General features: G+C 70.8%; 16 protein-coding genes. 3 read left to right on the top strand and 13 right to left on the bottom strand.

Going from position 1 to position 17,127, the window contains the following annotated elements; all coding sequences use genetic code 11:
• Positions 1 to 69 precede the first annotated feature (69 nt).
• The 11 genes from yajC to pgsA all read right to left on the bottom strand — a co-directional run bounded on the left by yajC (position 70) and on the right by pgsA (position 9,428).
• The gene (gene yajC, locus ACZ4UV_RS44125) at positions 70 to 603 is read right to left on the bottom strand and encodes a preprotein translocase subunit YajC (RefSeq protein WP_390048039.1); all 534 of its coding nucleotides are present in this window, start codon (positions 601 to 603) and stop codon (positions 70 to 72) included.
• A gap of 561 nt (positions 604 to 1,164) precedes the next feature.
• Positions 1,165 to 2,238 carry a Holliday junction branch migration DNA helicase RuvB gene (ruvB, locus tag ACZ4UV_RS44120; protein ID WP_390048041.1) on the bottom strand — a complete coding sequence of 358 codons (1,074 nt, stop codon included), beginning with the start codon at positions 2,236 to 2,238 and terminating at the stop codon, positions 1,165 to 1,167.
• Between the two features lie 27 nt (positions 2,239 to 2,265).
• Positions 2,266 to 2,871: a Holliday junction branch migration protein RuvA gene (gene ruvA, locus ACZ4UV_RS44115; RefSeq protein WP_382724302.1), complete on the bottom strand. Its 606-nt coding sequence runs from the start codon at positions 2,869 to 2,871 to the stop codon at positions 2,266 to 2,268.
• On the bottom strand, positions 2,868 to 3,407 hold the full coding sequence (ruvC, locus tag ACZ4UV_RS44110; protein WP_451019820.1) for a crossover junction endodeoxyribonuclease RuvC: 540 nt from the start codon (positions 3,405 to 3,407) through the stop codon (positions 2,868 to 2,870). The genes ruvA and ruvC overlap by 4 nt, the downstream gene beginning before the upstream one ends.
• 150 nt (positions 3,408 to 3,557) lie before the next feature.
• Positions 3,558 to 4,310, bottom strand: coding sequence for a YebC/PmpR family DNA-binding transcriptional regulator (locus ACZ4UV_RS44105; RefSeq protein WP_390048047.1), 753 nt, complete (start codon positions 4,308 to 4,310; stop codon positions 3,558 to 3,560).
• A gap of 49 nt (positions 4,311 to 4,359) precedes the next feature.
• On the bottom strand, positions 4,360 to 4,968 hold the full coding sequence (gene pdxT, locus ACZ4UV_RS44100; RefSeq protein ID WP_467846162.1) for a pyridoxal 5'-phosphate synthase glutaminase subunit PdxT: 609 nt from the start codon (positions 4,966 to 4,968) through the stop codon (positions 4,360 to 4,362).
• Between the two features lie 20 nt (positions 4,969 to 4,988).
• Positions 4,989 to 5,894: a pyridoxal 5'-phosphate synthase lyase subunit PdxS gene (gene pdxS / locus ACZ4UV_RS44095; RefSeq protein WP_093505318.1), complete on the bottom strand. Its 906-nt coding sequence runs from the start codon at positions 5,892 to 5,894 to the stop codon at positions 4,989 to 4,991.
• Positions 5,895 to 5,998: 104 nt separating this feature from the next.
• Positions 5,999 to 6,550: a LemA family protein gene (locus ACZ4UV_RS44090; RefSeq protein ID WP_351487702.1), complete on the bottom strand. Its 552-nt coding sequence runs from the start codon at positions 6,548 to 6,550 to the stop codon at positions 5,999 to 6,001.
• Between the two features lie 138 nt (positions 6,551 to 6,688).
• Positions 6,689 to 7,849, bottom strand: a complete 1,161-nt coding sequence (locus ACZ4UV_RS44085; protein WP_467846157.1) for a glycosyltransferase family 4 protein — start codon at positions 7,847 to 7,849, stop codon at positions 6,689 to 6,691.
• Positions 7,846 to 8,754, bottom strand: coding sequence for a phosphatidylinositol mannoside acyltransferase (locus ACZ4UV_RS44080; RefSeq protein ID WP_451019822.1), 909 nt, complete (start codon positions 8,752 to 8,754; stop codon positions 7,846 to 7,848). The genes ACZ4UV_RS44085 and ACZ4UV_RS44080 overlap by 4 nt, the downstream gene beginning before the upstream one ends.
• Positions 8,751 to 9,428 carry a phosphatidylinositol phosphate synthase gene (gene pgsA, locus ACZ4UV_RS44075; RefSeq protein ID WP_390048056.1) on the bottom strand — a complete coding sequence of 226 codons (678 nt, stop codon included), beginning with the start codon at positions 9,426 to 9,428 and terminating at the stop codon, positions 8,751 to 8,753. Before pgsA ends, ACZ4UV_RS44080 begins: the two co-directional genes overlap by 4 nt.
• Before the next feature lie 280 nt (positions 9,429 to 9,708).
• Between pgsA and ACZ4UV_RS44070 the strand changes: the two genes are divergently transcribed.
• On the top strand, positions 9,709 to 11,907 hold the full coding sequence (locus tag ACZ4UV_RS44070) for an elongation factor G-like protein EF-G2 (RefSeq protein ID WP_467846152.1): 2,199 nt from the start codon (positions 9,709 to 9,711) through the stop codon (positions 11,905 to 11,907).
• 152 nt (positions 11,908 to 12,059) lie between these two features.
• Positions 12,060 to 13,703 carry a hypothetical protein gene (locus tag ACZ4UV_RS44065; RefSeq protein WP_451019824.1) on the top strand — a complete coding sequence of 548 codons (1,644 nt, stop codon included), beginning with the start codon at positions 12,060 to 12,062 and terminating at the stop codon, positions 13,701 to 13,703.
• Positions 13,704 to 13,754: 51 nt separating this feature from the next.
• Here the strand turns inward: ACZ4UV_RS44065 and ACZ4UV_RS44060 are convergent, their stop codons facing one another.
• Complete coding sequence (locus tag ACZ4UV_RS44060; protein WP_390048062.1) at positions 13,755 to 14,315, bottom strand: HIT family protein; 561 nt, start codon at positions 14,313 to 14,315, stop codon at positions 13,755 to 13,757.
• A 67-nt stretch (positions 14,316 to 14,382) separates the two neighbouring features.
• On the opposite strand from ACZ4UV_RS44060, the gene ACZ4UV_RS44055 reads away from it, so the two are divergent.
• Positions 14,383 to 15,042 carry a potassium channel family protein gene (locus tag ACZ4UV_RS44055; protein ID WP_390048064.1) on the top strand — a complete coding sequence of 220 codons (660 nt, stop codon included), beginning with the start codon at positions 14,383 to 14,385 and terminating at the stop codon, positions 15,040 to 15,042.
• A gap of 27 nt (positions 15,043 to 15,069) precedes the next feature.
• On the opposite strand, the gene thrS is transcribed toward ACZ4UV_RS44055, so the two are convergent.
• Positions 15,070 to 17,046, bottom strand: a complete 1,977-nt coding sequence (thrS, locus tag ACZ4UV_RS44050) for a threonine--tRNA ligase (RefSeq protein WP_351487680.1) — start codon at positions 17,044 to 17,046, stop codon at positions 15,070 to 15,072.
• Positions 17,047 to 17,127 lie beyond the last annotated feature (81 nt).

The following is a 17,127-nucleotide window of genomic DNA, read 5'->3' as shown; positions in this document are numbered from 1 at the left end:
GTGCGGGAAACAGACGTACCCGGGGTGCGAGGTGCGCGTGGGATGTACGCACCGCTCCCCGGGACACGGCTACTTCGCGTCGGAGTCGCCGTCGGTCTTCTTCGGCTCTTCGTCAGCCTTCGCCTCGGCGGTTGCGGACTCGGCCGGCCCGTCGGTCTTGTTCTCCGCATCCGCGGCCTCGTCCTCGGCGGCGTCCTTCTTCCCGAGGTCGACGGCCTTGTCGTCGGAGGCGGCGGCAGCGTCGGCAGGCGCGTCGTCGGTCTCGGTGAGGGAGGAGGCGTCGTCCGGGACGACGTCGGCGTCGGACTTCAGGTCGTGCTCGATGCCGTGCACGATGCGGTTGTACTCGTCGTCCGTGAGGATGGCGCCGATCGCGTTCTTGGCGAAGAGGAGCTCGACGCCCGGACCGGCGTCGAGGAGGACCGTGTCCTCGTTGACTTCCTTGACCGTCGCGTACATGCCCCCGATGGTGCGGACCCCGTTGCCGGGCTGGATCTCGTTCCGCATCTGCGTGGCCTGCTGCTGGCGCTTCCGGGTGGAACGCGTCATCAGGAACATGGCCGCGATGAGGACGATGAACACGAGAAGAGGCAAGCTATTCACGGGACGGAATTTCCTTCGCGCAGCCGCGGCGGTGAGCGGCCTGGATGATGGGGGTGTGGTCGGCGCCGCCCGCAAAGGCGGCATCGGCGGAGTCTAAGCGAGTCCGCGCGCATGGAACAACGCTCAGCATGGCACCTGGGTTCCTGGGCCCGCCAATGCCCCGCCGTCACGAAGCGATCACGTCTGCGGCGGGAGTGTGGTCGGCGGGCGGCGGGCCGTCCGCGCAGCGCGGGCCGCGAGTCCGGGGCCGGGGCCGGGATACGGCGGGCACGGGGGCGTTCCCATCGGCAACGGTTCCGGGAACCGGAGGGGCGCGGCGCCGGGCATCGGACGCGCGAGGGCTCGGGCACCGGGTTTCCGGGCCGGGGCCGGTTTTCCGCAGACCGTCCGCAGACCCGAAGCCCGCATGCCCACGGGCCCGGAGCCCGCATGTCCGCGGGCCCGCAGCCCGCATGTCCGCGGGCCCGCAGCCCGCATGTCCGCGGGCCCGCAGCCCGCATGTCCGCGGGCCCGCAGCCCGGATGTCCGCGGGCCCGCAGCCCGGGCACCGTCGTGTCGGTGTCAGGTGCCGAACAGGTCCTGCTGGCCGGTTGCGCCCGCCGTGCCGCGCGGGGCGGTCAGGCCGAGGTGGGCCCAGGCGGCGGGGGTGGCGACCCGCCCGCGTGGGGTGCGGGCCAGCAGGCCCTCGCGGACCAGGAAGGGTTCGGCGACCTCCTCGACCGTCTCCCGCTCCTCCCCCACCGCGACGGCGAGGGTGGACAGGCCGACCGGGCCGCCGCCGAACAGCTTGAGCAGGGCTTCCAGGACGGCGCGGTCCAGCCGGTCCAGGCCGCGCTCGTCCACCTCGTAGACGGCGAGCGCCGCGTGCGCGATCTCACGGGTGATCAGGCCGTCCGCCTTGACCTGCGCGTAGTCGCGGACCCGGCGCAGCAGCCGGTTGGCGATACGGGGCGTGCCGCGCGAGCGGCCGGCGATCTCGGCGGCGCCGGCCGGCTCGATCTCGACGTCCAGCAGGTTGGCCGAGCGGTGCACCACCCGCTCCAGCTCGCGCGGCTCGTAGAACTCCATGTGCGCGGTGAAGCCGAACCGGTCGCGCAGCGGAGGCGGCAGCAGGCCCGCCCGGGTGGTGGCGCCGACCAGTGTGAACGGGGGCAGCTCCAGGGGGATGGCGGTGGCGCCCGGCCCCTTGCCGACGATGACGTCGACGCGGAAGTCCTCCATCGCCATGTACAGCATCTCCTCGGCGGGCCGCGACATGCGGTGGATCTCGTCGAGGAAGAGGACCTCGCCCTCCTGGAGGGAGGAGAGGATCGCGGCCAGGTCGCCGGCGTGCTGGATGGCGGGGCCCGAGGTGATGCGGATCGGGGCGCCCATCTCGGCCGCGATGATCATGGAGAGCGTGGTCTTGCCCAGGCCGGGGGCGCCGGAGAGCAGCACGTGGTCGGCGGTGGCGCCACGCGCGCGTGCGGCGCGCAGCACCAGGTCGAGCTGTTCGCGGACCTTCTCCTGACCGATGAACTCGCCGAGGTCCTTGGGGCGCAGGGCGGCCTCGACGGCCTGGTCCTCACGGTCGGCGACGGCGCCCACCAGCCGCTCCGCGTCGGCGCCGGTGTCGGTCGTGTCGTCCCAGTTCATAAGTGATGTGCCTCAGCGGTGGTGGGGTCAGCGGGCGCGGTTGAGGGTCTGCAGGGCCGCCTTGAGCAGCTGGCCGACCTGGGGCGGGCCCCCGGCGGCCTCGGCCTGCGGGGCGACGGCGGTGACGGCCTCGTCGGCCTCCCGGGTCGCGTAGCCCAGACCGATCAGGGCGGCGTGCAGCTGGTCGCGCCAGCCCTGGCTGACCGGCGCACCGATCGCAGGGGCGCCGACGGGCTCGCCGAGCCGGTCCTTCAGCTCCAGCAGCAGCTTCTGCGCGCCCTTCTTGCCGATGCCGGGGACGGCGATCAGAGCCTTCTCGTCACCCGTGGCGACCGCGCGGCGCAGCGCGTCCGGGCTGTGCACGGCGAGCATCGCCTGGGCGAGCCGGGGGCCGACGCCGCTCGCCGTCTGGAGCAGTTCGAAGACCTGGCGCTCGTCGTCGTCCACGAAGCCGTACAGGGTGAGCGAGTCCTCCCGGACGACCAGGGAGGTGGCGAGCTTGGCCGGCTGGCCCATGCGCAGCCCGGACAGGGTGTTGGGGGTGCACTGGACGGCGATGCCGATGCCGCCCACCTCGACCACCGCGGAGTCCGGGGCGAGGGCGGCGACCGGGCCGCTGACGAAGGCGATCATGCCGTACGGCCTTTCGTTGCGTTGGCTGCGTGCAGGCCGACGGCCTGCTGGAGTCGGTTCTGCGCGGGGGCGCGCCAGATGTGGCAGATGGCGAGCGCGAGGGCGTCGGCGGCGTCGGCGGGCTTCGGCGGGGCGCTGAGCCTGAGCAGCCGGGTGACCATGGCACCGACCTGGGCCTTGTCGGCGCGTCCGGAGCCGGTGACGGCGGCCTTGACCTCGCTGGGGGTGTGCAGGGCGACCGGGATGCCCCGGCGGGCGGCGCACAGCATGGCGACGGCGCTGGCCTGGGCGGTGCCCATCACGGTCCGTACGTTGTGCTGGCTGAACACCCGCTCCACGGCGACGAACTCGGGCCGGTACTCGTCGAGCCACTGCTCGATGCCCTGCTCGACGGCGACGAGGCGACGGCCGAGCTCGGCGTCCGCCGGTGTCCGTACGACCCCCACACCGACCATGGTGAGCGGCCGCCCGGCAACTCCCTCGACGACCCCGACACCACACCGGGTCAGCCCGGGGTCCACCCCCAGTACGCGCACCGCGCCCCCTCCCTTCGGTCTCGCCCAGCTATCGCTGGGAGGTCCCCCAGTTCGTGCAGGCTAGCGGGTGCCACCGACAACGGCCGACATGGCGACGGGCCGACGGGTGTGTCCCGTCGGCCCGCTCGGTCGGCTCAGCCCGCGGCAGCGTTACGCGTCGACCTTCTCCATGACCTCGTCGCTGACGTCGAAGTTGGCGAAGACGTTCTGGACGTCGTCGCTGTCCTCCAGAGCGTCGATCAGCTTGAAGATCTTCTTGGCGCCCTCCTCGTCCAGCTCGACCTGCATGGTCGGGACGAAGTTGGCCTCGGCGGAGTCGTAGTCGATCCCGGCGTCCTGGAGGGCGGTGCGGACGGCGACCATGTCGGTGGCCTCGCTGAGCACCTCGAAGGACTCGCCCAGGTCGTTGACTTCCTCGGCGCCCGCGTCCAGGACGGCGCCGAGCACGTCGTCCTCCGTCAGCTCGCCCTTGGGGACGATCACGACGCCCTTGCGGTTGAAGAGGTACGACACCGAGCCCGGGTCCGCCATGTTGCCGCCGTTGCGGGTCATGGCGACGCGCACGTCGGAGGCGGCGCGGTTGCGGTTGTCGGTGAGGCACTCGATGAGCACCGCGACGCCGTTCGGGCCGTAGCCCTCGTACATGATCGTCTCGTAGTCGGCACCGCCGGCCTCGAGGCCACCGCCGCGCTTGATCGCGGAGTCGATGTTCTTGTTCGGGACCGACTGCTTCTTCGCCTTCTGAACGGCGTCGTAGAGCGTCGGGTTGCCTTCGAGGTCCACGCCGCCCATGCGGGCCGCGACCTCGATGTTCTTGATCAGCTTCGCGAAGAGCTTGCCGCGCTTGGCGTCGATCACGGCCTTCTTGTGCTTCGTCGTAGCCCATTTAGAGTGGCCGGACATCTGCCTGTCTCCTTCGCGTAACCCATCTCTGCAACGAACTCCAGAGATCCTACAAGGACTCCGGTGCCCGGTAGGCGCGCACCATGTCGACGAAGAGCGAGTGCACGCGGTGGTCGCCGGTCAGCTCCGGGTGGAACGACGTGGCGAGTACGTTGCCCTGGCGGACCGCGACGATGTGGCCCTCGTGCTCGGCGATCACCTCGGCCCCGGCGCCGACCGACTCGACCCAGGGGGCGCGGATGAACACACCCTCTACAGGATCGCCGTCGATCCCGCGGACGTCGACCGCCGCTTCGAACGACTCGTTCTGCCGCCCGAAGGCGTTGCGGCGCACGATCATGTCGATGCCGCCGATGGTCTCCTGGCCCGAGCGCGGGTCGAGGATCTTGTCGGCGAGCATGATCATGCCGGCGCAGGTGCCGTAGATGGGCATTCCGTCGCGCACGCGCGCGCGGAGGGGTTCCATCACGCCGAACAGGACGGCCAGCTTGGAGATGGTGGTGGACTCGCCGCCGGGGATGACGAGGCCGTCCACCTCGGCGAGTTCCTCGGGGCGCCTGACCGGTCTGGCCACGGCGTCGGCCGCGGCCAGGGCGATGAGGTGCTCCCGTACGTCGCCCTGGAGGGCCAGGACGCCTATGACAGGTGCGTCGATCATGTGTGCGAAACCTTCTGGCCTTACCAGCCGCGGTTGGCGTAGCGCTCGGTCTCGGGGAGGGTGTCGCAGTTGATGCCGACCATGGCCTCGCCGAGGTTGCGGGACGCGTCCGCGATGATCTTCGGGTCGTCGTAGAAGGTGGTCGCCTTGACGATGGCGGCGGCGCGCTTGGCCGGGTCGCCGGACTTGAAGATGCCGGAGCCGACGAAGACGCCCTCGGCGCCGAGCTGACGCATCAGGGCCGCGTCGGCCGGGGTGGCGACGCCACCGGCGGAGAACAGCACGACCGGCAGCTTGCCGAGCTCGGCGACCTCCTTGACCAGCTCGTAGGGGGCGCGCAGCTCCTTGGCGGCGGCGTACAGCTCGTTGTTGTCGCAGCCGCGCAGCTTGGCGATCTCGCCCTTGATCTGGCGCAGGTGGCGGACGGCCTCGACGACGTTGCCGGTGCCGGCCTCGCCCTTGGAGCGGATCATGGCCGCGCCCTCGGCGATCCGGCGCAGGGCCTCACCGAGGTTGGTGGCGCCGCAGACGAAGGGGGTGGTGAAGGCCCACTTGTCGGAGTGGTTGACCTCGTCGGCCGGGGTGAGGACCTCGGACTCGTCGATGTAGTCGACGCCGAGCGACTGCAGGACCTGGGCCTCGACGAAGTGGCCGATCCGGGACTTGGCCATGACCGGGATCGACACGGCCTCGATGATGCCCTCGATCATGTCCGGGTCGGACATACGGGCCACCCCGCCGTCCTTGCGGATGTCGGCCGGGACCCGCTCCAGGGCCATGACGGCGACGGCGCCCGCGTCCTCGGCGATCTTCGCCTGCTCCGGCGTGACGACGTCCATGATCACGCCGCCCTTGAGCTGTTCGGCCATGCCGCGCTTCACACGGGCGGTGCCGGTCTCGGGGGTCTGGTTCTCACTGGTGGACACGGGTGACCTCACTCGCTGAAAGAGGGTTTCTGCAAACACCGAGGAAACGCGAGTGGACCAGTCCACAGCAAGGGCCAATGGGAAGGCGGTGGATCGTTTTCCGGTCAGGCCGTGCGCTCGACCAGCGCGGCAGGCGGTTCGTCGTCCATCTCGAAGGCCAGCGGGAAGGCGGCGTGCCCGGCCAGCCGGAACCACCGGACCTTGCGGTGTTCACGCAGCCGGCGGGCCGCGCCGACGGCGTCGTTGTGGAAGCGGCGGGCCATCGGGACCCGGCGTACGGCCTCGGCCAGCTCGCTCGCGGCGGCGTCGCCGCCGGGGGCCTGACGGACCTCCTCGACCTGCTGCGGGTGCTCGAAGACGGCCCGCAGGGCCTGGCTCAACTCGCTCTCCGCGACCTCCCGCTGCTCCTCCTCGGCCTGCCTGGCCGCGTGCGCGGCCTCGTACAGCACGATCGAGGAGGCGGGATCCAGCACCCCCGAGGTCGCCAGCTCCTGGGCCACCGAGGCCCTCCGCAGCAACTGCGCGTCGAGGGCGGCCCGGGCGGCGTCGATCCGCGAGTGCAGCCGATCGAGGCGGCCTGCGGTCCAGCTCAGATAGAGGCCGATCACCACGAGGGCGGCGAGGATACAGAGGGTCCAGACGAGCGTTGCGGTCACGGGCGGAACGCTATAGGAAGCGCCCACAGCAGTGCGCCCCCGAAGGGGCGCGGGGAACTGCGCGACCAGCCACGACGACGCCGTACTCGTGAGACGGCAGACGCCGCACTACGCATCGCGGCCCTCCCAGCGAAGCGTCTAGTCCCGCGCCAGCCCGAACCTCGCCCGCAGCCCCGACCGCTCGTCGGCCGCCACCGCCGCCGCGCCCGCCGTCACCGTCTCGTAGACGGACAGGATGTCCGCGCCCACGGTGGACCAGTCGAAGCGCCGTACGTGCACGCTGCCGCGGGCGCGCAGCCCGGCCCGGTACTCCGGGTCCTCCAGGAGCCGTACCGCGGCCTCGGCCAGCGCGTCCGCGTCCTCGTTGGCGAAGAGTTCGCCCGCCGCCCCCTGGTCGAGGACCTGGGCGAAGGCGTCGATGTCGGAGGCGAGGACAGGCGCGCCCGCGGACAGGGCTTCCACGAGGATTATCCCGAAGCTCTCGCCGCCCGTGTTGGGCGCGATGTACAGGTCGAGGCTGCGCAGGAAGCGGGCCTTGTCCTCGTCGCTGACCATGCCGAGGAACTCGACGCGGGAGCGCAGCTCGGCGGGGAGCGACTCGACCGCGGCCTCCTCGTCGCCCCGGCCCGCCACCAGGAGCCGGGTCTGCGGCCGGGCGGCGAGGATCTTGGGCAGGGCCTTCATCAGCACCGGGAGACCCTTGCGGGGCTCGTCGATGCGGCCGATGAAGCCGATGGTGTCGCCCTGCCACTCGGGGCGCGGCTCGGCCTTGGCGAAGAAGTCGACGTCGACGCCGTTGGGGATCACGACGGCGTCGCCGCCGAGGTGCTCGACCAGGGTGCGGCGGGCGTACTCGCTGACGGCGATCCGGGCGCTGATCTTCTCCAGGGCCGCCTGGAGGATCGAGTACGCGGCGATCATCGCGCGGGAGCGCGGGTTGGAGGTGTGGAAGGTCGCCACCATCGGACCCTGCGCCGCCCAGCAGGTCAGCAGGCCGAGGGAGGGCGAGGTCGGCTCGTGGATGTGGACCACGTCGAACGCGCCGTCGTGCAGCCAGCGGCGCACCCGCGCGGCGGACAGGAAGCCGAAGTTGAGGCGGGCCACCGAGCCGTTGTACGGCACCGGGACCGCGCGGCCGGCCGAGACGACGTAGGGCGGCAGCGGGGTGTCGTCGTCGGCGGGGGCGAGGACGGAGACGTCGTGGCCCAGGCCGATGAAGTACTCGGCGAGGTCGCGGATGTGGAACTGGACGCCACCCGGGACGTCCCAGGAGTAGGGGCAGACGATGCCGATCCTCACGACGGTCCCTTCGCGGGGTCGAGGTCCGCGAGCCACAACCGCTGCAGCATGTGCCAGTCCTCCGGATGGTCGGCGATCCCGGTGGCGAAGGCATCGGCCAGCGCCTGTGTCATGACAGACGTCTTCGACGCCTTGTCACCTGACTCGGGTACCTCGATCGGGGCGTGCACCCGGCCCTTCATGACGGGGGTGTCGTCGTACCAGAGCGTCACGGGCAGCAGGAGCGCGCCGGTCTGCTGGGCCAGCAGGGCCGGTCCGGCGGGCATCCGCGCGGTGTCGCCGAAGAAACCGACCTCGATGCCGGAGGCGGACAGGTCGCGGTCGGCGACGAGGCAGACCAGGCCGCCGTCGCGCAGCCTGCGGGCCAGGGTGCCGAAGGCGGTGCCGCCGCTGTGCGGGAGGACCTCCATGCCGAGGCCCTCGCGGTAGGCGACGAAACGGTCGTACAGCGTTTCGGGCCGGAGGCGCTCGGCGACCGTGGTGAACGGGGTCTTCAGCTCGGTGGTGACCCAGGCACCGGCCAGGTCCCAGTTGGCCAGGTGCGGCAGCGCGAGGATCACCCCGCGGTCGGAGGCGAGGCCGTCGGTGAGGTGGTGGACGTCCTTGGGGACGAAGCCGGTGCGGATCCGCTCCTCGCTCCAGGACGGCAGCCGGAAGGACTCCATCCAGTAGCGCAGGTACGAGCGCATGCCCGCCCGGGAGAGTTCGCGCAGCCGCTCGGGGCTCGCGTCGGGCCGCACGCGCGCGTAGTTCGACTCGAGCCGCTGGACGCCCTTGCCGCGCTGCTTCCAGGCGAGGTCCGCGATGGAGTTGCCGAGGCGCACGGCGACCGGTTCGGGGAGCTTCTTGACGGTGCTCCAGCCGAGCCCGTACAGAGCGTCGGTGAGCCGGTCGGCGGCGGTCACTGGGAGGCCTCGCTCCCGTGCGAGGCCTTCTCGCGCTCGGCCGCGGCCTCCGCCTCGGCGGACTCCCGGCGGACCGTGACGACCCGCTGGACCAGGGTGACCAGGCTGCCCACGGCGACGATCCACAGAGCGATCGGCAGCAGGATCTGGATGTGCGGGACGCCGAACTTGTGGAAGCCGGCCAGGCCCGCCGCCACCAGCGAGATCACCAGGCGCTCGGCACGCTCCACGAGACCGTTGACGGCCACCGGCAGCCCGATCGACTCGCCGCGCGCCTTGGTGTACGACACCACCTGGCCGCTGGCCAGGCAGAAGATGGCGACCGCGCACAGGACGTTGTCGTTCCCGTTGCCCGCGTACCAGAGGGCGAAGCCGCCGAAGATCGCGCCGTCGGCGACCCGGTCCAGGGTGGAGTCCAGGAAGGCGCCCCAGCGGCTGGTGCGGCCCAGCTGGCGGGCCATGTTGCCGTCCACCAGGTCCGAGAACACGAACAGCGTGATCACGATCGTGCCCCAGAAGAACTCACCCCGGGGGAAGAAGACCAGCGCGCCCGCGACCACTCCGGCCGTGCCGAGGAGCGTGACCGTGTCCGGGCTCACGCCCCGGCGGATGAGAAACGCGGCGAACGGTGTGAGGACACGCGTGAAGAATGCACGCGCGTACTTGTTCAGCATGGCCTTCCCGACGGTCGTTGCGCCGTGCGGCCCCTGCTGGCCACCCCGGCTGGCCCATCGTAGCCACGCGCGCGTGTGTGCGACGGGTGGGCACTCGCAGGAGGGGCCGGCGGCCCATCGGGAAGGGTCCCGCGGGCACGATCACGTCCTTCGTATGGACGCACCGTGACGGGAGTGGAAAGCTCGAATAACCGCGGGCGTCATCGGAGCCGCCACCGCACGCGGCCCGCCATGCTCGCCCGCGCCCACAGAGACCTCACCGTGCACGGGAGGCAAAACCATGGGCGACAAGGCCAAGGAACACCCCGGAGCCGCCGGCAGGGCAAGGGCGGCCGACCACCCCGCGTCTGTACGGAATGTGGTGCTGGTCGGCCACTCCGGATCGGGCAAGACCACGTTGGTGGAGGCGCTCGCGCTGACCGCGGGAGCGGTGAACCGCGCGGGCCGCGTGGAGGACGGCGGGACCGTCTCGGACTACGACGACATCGAGCACCGGCAGCAGCGCTCCGTACAGCTGTCGCTGGTGCCGGTCGACTGGAACGGAATCAAGATCAACATCCTGGACACCCCGGGATACGCCGACTTCGTCGGTGAGCTGAGGGCCGGTCTGCGCGCGGCGGACGCGGCCCTCTTCGTCGTCTCGGCCTCGGACGGGGTGGACGGCTCGACCCGGATGGTGTGGGAGGAGTGCGCGGCCGTCGGGATGCCCCGGGCGATCGTCGTCACGCACCTGGAGGCCGCCCGCGCGGACTTCCAGGAGATGACCCGGGTGTGCGCCGAGGCGTTCGGCGCCGACGACCCCGACGCCGTGCTCCCCCTCTACCTGCCGCTCTACGGCCCGCAGGGGCCGGACGGGCACGCGCCCGTGACCGGCCTGGTCGGGCTGCTCACCCAGAAGCTGTTCGACTACTCCACCGGGGAGCGCAAGGAGTCCGAGCCGGGCCCCGACCAGCTGCCGGACATCGAGGACGCCCGCAACCGGCTCATCGAGGGGATCATCTCGGAGAGCGAGGACGAGACCCTCATGGACCGCTATCTGGGCGGCGAGCAGATCGACCTCAAGACGCTGATCGAGGACCTGGAGCGGGCCGTGGCCCGCGGGGCCTTCTTCCCCGTCCTGGCCGCCGCCCCGGCCGCCGACGGCGCCCGCCAGGGCCTCGGCACGGTCGAGCTCCTGGAACTGGTCACCGGCGGCTTCCCGACGCCGTTCGAGCACCCCACGCCCGGGGTCACCACCATCGACGGCACGCCCCGCGAGATCAAGCCGTGCGACACCGGCGGCCCGCTGGTCGCGGAGGTGGTGAAGACCGCCTCCGACCCGTACGTCGGCCGGGTCTCGCTGGTCCGGGTCTTCTCCGGCACCCTGCGGCCCGACGAGACGGTCCACGTCTCCGGGCACGGGCTCGCCGACCGCGGGCACGAGGACCACGACGTCGACGAGAAGATCGGCGCCCTGTCCACGCCGTTCGGCAAACAGCAGCGGCCGGTCACCCACGTCATCGCCGGCGACCTGGCGTGCGTGGCGAAGCTCGGCCGCGCGGAGACCGGGGACACCCTCTCCGGCAAGGACGACCCGCTGCTCATGGAGCCGTGGGAGATGCCCGACCCGCTGCTGCCGCTCGCCATCCAGGCACACAGCAAGGCGGACGAGGACAAGCTCTCGCAGGGCCTCGCCCGCCTGGTCGCCGAGGACCCGACCATGCGGCTCGAACAGAACCAGGACACCCACCAGGTGGTGCTCTGGTGCCTCGGCGAGGCGCACGCGGACGTCGCCCTGGAGCGGCTGCGCAGCCGGTACGGCGTCCAGGTCGACGTCGTACCGCACAAGGTGTCCCTCCGGGAGACGTTCGCCGGGAAGTCCGCCGGGCGCGGCCGGCACGTCAAGCAGTCCGGCGGGCACGGGCAGTTCGCGATCTGTGAGATCGAGGTGGAACCCCTTCCGGGCGGCTCCGGCATCGAGTTCGTCGACAAGGTGGTCGGCGGCGCGGTGCCCCGGCAGTTCATCCCGTCGGTCGAGAAGGGCATCAGGGCCCAGGCCGTCAAGGGGGTCGCCGCCGGCTACGAGTTGGTCGACGTGCGGGTCACCCTGCTCGACGGCAAGGCGCACTCGGTGGACTCCTCCGACGCCGCCTTCCAGACGGCCGGCGCGCTGGCCCTGCGGGAGGCCGCGGCGGACGCGAAGATCCATCTGCTTGAGCCGGTGGCCGAGGTGTCCGTGCTGGTCGGCGACGACTACGTGGGCGCGGTGATGAGCGACCTGTCCGGGCGGCGCGGCCGGGTGCTCGGCACCGAGCAGACCAGTGGCGGGCGCACCCTCGTCAAGGCCGAGGTACCGGAGTTCGAGATCGGCCGCTACGCGGTCGACCTGCGCTCCCTGTCGCACGGCACGGCGCGTTTCAGCCGCTCCTACGCCCGGCACGAGCCGATGCCGCCGCAGATCGCCGAGAAGATTCGCGAACAGGCCAAAGAAGCCTCCTGATCGGTGTCAACGGGAGCGTTCGGCGGGCGGCTTCGGCCGTCCGCCGACGCTTGTCGGTGGCTGGGGATACTCTGAGTACTTGATCAACAGGTGTGCGGAGTACGGAAGTCGGGAAGGCCGCAGAAGCGGGACGGCGGCAAGTGGGGGCGGGAATGAGCTTCGAGGACTTCTTCGGGCCACAGGTGCCCAGGCCGGGCGGTGAGGCGCAGGCACCGACCTATGCCCTGGCCTCGGCGGCCTACCGGGACACGCCGATGGAGGAGATCAAGAAGGCTGACAACGAGTGGCACAAGTCCGAGGTCAAGGAGGGCCGCAAGTGGGCCAGGATATTCCGGCCCAACTTCGGTGAGGCGTACTCCCAGGCGGTCATCGACCGCATGCTGGGCGTCGGACGCAAACCCCTCATCCAGTCCTTCGGCAGCGAGCCCCAGATGGTCGTCGAGCACTGCCTCGCGGCCAACCGCATCCGCCGGGAACGCGACACGCGGCTCACCGCCGTCATGTTCCTGTTCGGCCTGCTCTTCCTGCCCGGACTGCTGGTCTGGCTGGGCGTCTTCCAGCTCCGGGCCACCATGCTGAAGGCCGACAACAAGCGGGTCTCCGGGTTCGGCAGCGCCCTGCTGGCCGCCGTCGGCGTCCTCGCGGTCGTCTTCCTGATCCGGATGCCCCTCACCGGCTTCTGGGGCTGGTACGCGCGCGGCTGCATCGTGCTCCCCGTCGTCGGCTGGTACCTGGCCAAGCGGTTGTGCGAGCGCACCGCGAGGGACCTGCGCGAGGCCTGGGACGGCCTGCTCTCCGGCGGCAGCGTCGGCGCCAAGGTCCCCGAGGCCGTGCCGACCAGCCCCGACCAGGCCGCCGCGGAGCAGCTGCGCCAGTCCCTGGCCCGGCTCAGCGCCGAGCAGCAGTCCAACTCGGTCTTCTACGCCGGCCCCAAGGGCATACTCGGCATGGGCACCCGCTGGGGCTCCTGGCATCTCGCCGAGGAGCTCGTCCCGCTCGATCCGGTCAAGGGCATCCACGAGTTCCGCGCCTGGACGGTCGTCCGGGAGATCGAGAAGGAGCTCAGCGTGCTGCACCGGCAGCACCTGAAGACCGGCGGCTTCCCGACACCCCAGGTCAGGCACTGGATCGTCACCCATGTCGGAGAGGGTGCCAAGGAGGTGTCACGGCCCGAGGGCACCGACTACGTGGTGGGGCCCGCCGACGTGGAGCGGATCTGCAACAACAACCACTTCGACAAGGGTGAACGGCACTACCTGGGCGTGCAGTGGCCGCACCTGTGGGACGGCGGCCTGATCATCACGATGATGGCGACCGTGACCGTGCTGAAGGAGACCCTGCGGATCGAGGTCACCGGACACGCCCTCGGTCCGGTCAACGGCCTGTTCAGCGGCAAGCCCGAGGCCCCCACCAAGACGGTCGCCAAGACCGTCCGGTTCTGGGAGACCCGGACCGTCAAGCTGCCCCTGGTCACCCCGGACGAGGTGGTGCGGCTCGCCGCTCGGGCGGCGATCAGCTGGTATCCGCCGCTGCTGAAGTGGCTCGGCGGTTCCATAGGCCTGCCCGAGCCGTTCGGCCTCCGGCACGCCTGGGCCGACCAGCCCTGGAAGCACCGCTTCATGGCCGACGACGCGCTGCGCGCGGCCACGCCGGTGCTCCGGGCGGTGCACCGGGCCGCGTTCACCGTGCTCAAGGATCACGACGTCAACATGGACAAGTTCAACGCACGGGCGGGAGCGCTCAGCGGGTCGGTCCAGGAGGCGTCACCGAAGAAGGCCGACACCTACGACGCGTGAGGGCATGCCGACCGGCCCCTCCCCGTGCCGTGGGGAGGGGAGCCACACGGTCTACACCGTCGGCCAGGCCTCGGCCAGCATCTTCCGGGTGTCCGCCAGCAGCTGCGGCAGCACCCGCGTGTGGCCCACCACCGGCATGAAGTTCGTGTCGCCGCCCCAGCGCGGGACGATGTGCTGGTGCAGGTGCGCCGCGATGCCGGCGCCCGCCACCGTGCCCTGGTTCATGCCGATGTTGAAGCCGTGGGCGCCGGACGCCGTGCGCAGCGCGGTCATCGCCTGCTTGGTCAGCTCGGCCAGTTCGACCGTCTCCGGTCCGGTCAGGTCCGTGTAGTCGGCGACATGGCGGTAGGGGACCGTCATCAGGTGGCCGCCGTTGTACGGGTAGAGGTTGAGCACCGCGTAGACGTGCTCACCGCGCCGGACGATCAGCCCGTCCTCGTCGGACTTGGCCGGGATCGAGCAGAAGGGACAGCCGTCGTCGGCCCCCGGACCGGTCGGCTTGTTCTCGCCCTGGATGTAGGCCATCCGGTGGGGCGTCCACAGGCGCTGGAACGCGTCCTGCGTCCCCACTCCGATCTGCTGCTCCGGCTCACTCGTCATGCTACGCAGCATATGGCTTCGCCCGTTCGCGGCGTGTCGCCGGGGCCGCGGGAAAGGCCCCGGCGGCGAAGCTGGGCGGATGGACGACGACAGCCGGCTGAACCGCTGGGACCGCGGGACCGACCTGACGCTCGGTATCGCGTCGCTGGTCTTCCTCGGCTCGTACGCGGTGCACGTGCTGGAGCCGAACCTGCCGGAGGCCGCGCACGCCGTCTTCCTCGCGCTGATGTACACGGCCTGGGCGATGTTCGCCGTCGACTACGCGGTGCGCTGGCGGCTCAGCGGCGAGGGGCCGCGGTTCGTACGGCGGCACTGGCTGGACACGGTCGTCCTGGTGCTGCCGCTGCTACGGCCGGTGCGGGTCGTACGGACGTACGAGTCGATGCAGCGCCGGCACGGGGAGCCCCGGCTCGCGTTGCACGCGCGCGTGGCAGCCTACTCGGCGCTGTCGATCTCATTGCTGGGCTTCTCCGGCGCCCTCGCCGTCTACCAGGCCGAACGCTCGGCCCCGAACGCGAACATCCGCACCTTCGGCGACTCCCTCTGGTGGACCTGCTCGACCCTCTCCACGGTCGGTTACGGCGACTACGTCCCGGTGACCACCCTGGGCCGGTTCATCGCGGCGGGGCTGATGGCCTGCGGTCTGGCGCTGCTGGGCACCGTCACGGGGTCCTTCTCGTCCTGGATGCTTCAGCGGTTCTCGCTGAGCGAGGACGAGAGAAGGCCCCCGGAGAACTGATCTCCGGGGGCCCCTGACGGAGGCGGATCAGACCTGGGTCCGCTCCGCGACCACCTTCACGATCTTGGCGATGGCCTCGTCGAACGGGATGCCGTTCTCCTGGGAGCCGTCGCGGTAGCGGAAGGAGACCGAGCCGGCCGCCATGTCCTCGTCGCCCGCGATGACCATGAAGGGCACCTTCTGCTTCTGGGCGTTGCGGATTTTCTTCTGCATGCGGTCCGAGGACGCGTCCACCTCGACCCGCAGCCCCTGCTTCTTCGCCTCGGCGGCGAACTTCTGCAGGTACTCGACGTGCCCGTCGCCGATCGGGATGCCCACCGCCTGGACCGGCGCCAGCCATGCCGGGAAGGCGCCCGCGTAGTGCTCCAGGAGCACCGCGAAGAACCGCTCGATGGAGCCGAACAGAGCTCGGTGGATCATCACCGGGCGCTGCTTGGAGCCGTCGGCGGCGGTGTACTCCAGGTCGAAGCGCTCGGGCAGGTTGAAGTCGAGCTGGACGGTCGACATCTGCCAGGTGCGGCCGATGGCGTCCTTGGTCTGCACGGAGATCTTCGGGCCGTAGAAGGCGGCGCCGCCGGGGTCGGGGACGAGCGGGAGGCCCTGCTTCTCGGCGACCGCGCGGAGCGTTTCGGTCGCCTCCTCCCAGACCTCGTCGGAGCCGACGAACTTCTCCGGATCCTTGGTGGACAGCTCCAGGTAGAAGTCGGTGAGGCCGTAGTCGCGCAGCAGGTTCAGGACGAAGGTGAGCGTCTTGTCGAGCTCCTCCGCCATCTGCTCCTTGGTGCAGTAGATGTGCGCGTCGTCCTGGGTGAAGCCGCGGGCCCGGGTCAGGCCGTGCACGACACCCGACTTCTCGTACCGGTACACGGTCCCGAACTCGAAGAGGCGCAGGGGCAGTTCACGGTAGGAACGGCCGCGCGCGTCGAAGATCAGGTTGTGCATCGGGCAGTTCATGGGCTTGAGGTAGTAGTCCACGCCCTCGTCGAGCTGCATGGGCGGGTACATGCCGTCGGCGTACCAGTCCAGGTGCCCGGAGGTCTCGAAGAGCTTCCCCTTCGTGGCGTGCGGGGTGTAGACGAACTCGTAGCCCTCCTCCTCGTGCCGGCGGCGCGAGTAGTCCTCCATCACCCGGCGGACGACGCCGCCCTTGGGGTGGAAGACGGCGAGGCCGGAGCCGATCTGCTCCGGGATGGAGAACAGGTCCAGCTCGCTGCCCAGCTTGCGGTGGTCGCGCTTCTCGGCCTCGGCGAGGAAGTCCAGGTACTCCTTCAGCTCGTCCTTGGACGGCCAGGCGGTGCCGTAGATGCGCTGGAGCATCGGGTTCTTCTCGCTGCCGCGCCAGTAGGCGGCCGCGTTGCGCATCAGCTTGAACGCCGGGATCAGGCGGGTGGAGGGCAGGTGGGGACCGCGGCAGAGGTCCTTCCAGCACAGCTCGCCGGTCTTGGCGTCCAGGTTGTCGTAGATCGTCAGCTCACCGGCGCCGACCTCGACGTCCGCGCCGTCGTCGCTGGACGCGGAGCCCTTGAGGCCGATCAGCTCCAGCTTGTACGGCTCGTCCGCCAGCTCCTCGCGGGCCGCCTCGTCGGTCACCACGCGGCGGGAGAACTTCTGCCCCCGCTTCTGGATCTCCTGCATCTTCTTCTCGATGGCCTTGAGGTCATCGGGGTGGAACGGCTTCTCGACGTCGAAGTCGTAGTAGAAACCGTCCTTGACGGGCGGGCCGATGCCCAGCTTGGCCTCGGGGAACAGCTCCTGCACGGCCTGGGCCATGACGTGCGCGGTGGAGTGGCGCAGGATGTTGAGGCCGTCCTCGGAGGAGATCTCGACGCCCTCGACGGTCTCGCCGTCCTTCACCTCGTACGCGAGGTCCTTGAGCTCACCGGCCACCCGGGCGGCGATGATCGAGCGCTCGCCGGCGAAGAGCTCGGCGGCCGTAGTGCCCGTCGTCACCACGCGCTCTTCCCGCTCGGAATCGCGTTGGATGATCACACGGACGTCTGACACCGGTCTCTCCTGACTGAAGGTGGATGCGGCGCCATACCAGGAGCGCGCGCAATAGGGGATCGTACCGACCCCGACCCTCCG

This window comes from Streptomyces sp. NPDC028289, assembly GCF_055565975.1.
This window is presented reverse-complemented; position numbering and strand designations above follow the sequence as displayed.